This is a genomic window from Staphylococcus sp. EG-SA-2, from assembly GCF_017152085.1.
The window spans coordinates 1-516 of the sequence record NZ_JACYHC010000220.1 but is presented as its reverse complement, the minus strand read 5'-3'; the positions used below and the strand labels follow the sequence as shown (position 1 = coordinate 516).

The window sequence follows — 516 nt, the reverse complement described above, 5'->3', positions numbered from 1 at the left end:
CAGGAAAAACAGTCGCTATTCCAAAAGCTAATGCTAAAATCAAAAATAATATAGCTCTAGATACTATTAATGCCATAATAACAACCCCTTTGTTTAATATCGAGTTTGCAAATTTACGTTTATCAGCATTTCTATGATCAGTACTTCTACGGGTAGCGTTTCTATGTAATTTACATCATCTTAACATATAAATACTTCGCTATTTAATTGAAAACATATCTTATTATTCTTTGTCCGTTCTGACATTTAATATCTAACCTTAGGCATTTCACTTGTTAATAAATTTAACTTTCTTCCACTAACCGTCCCTAAACCCAATCCCGCAACAGTTTTTAACTTTTTCGTTGTTGTCCTGACATCCTCATTAAGAAAGTTTATTCTGCTTAAAACTTATAATCCACACCCTGAGCAAACGCTCCTTATGACAGAGTATTAAAATAAGCCGATAAAGATACACACCTTTACCGACTATTTAAAATACACTTCACCAATTCATTTTAATTTAATGGATTGAAG

The 516-nt window shown here is 31.4% G+C and carries 1 pseudogene; it reads right to left on the bottom strand.

Annotated elements, in window-relative coordinates:
- Nucleotides 1-76 (bottom strand): annotated as a pseudogene (locus tag IDG60_RS27310) (hypothetical protein); the annotation flags it as partial.
- Nucleotides 77-516: the final 440 nt, after the last annotated feature.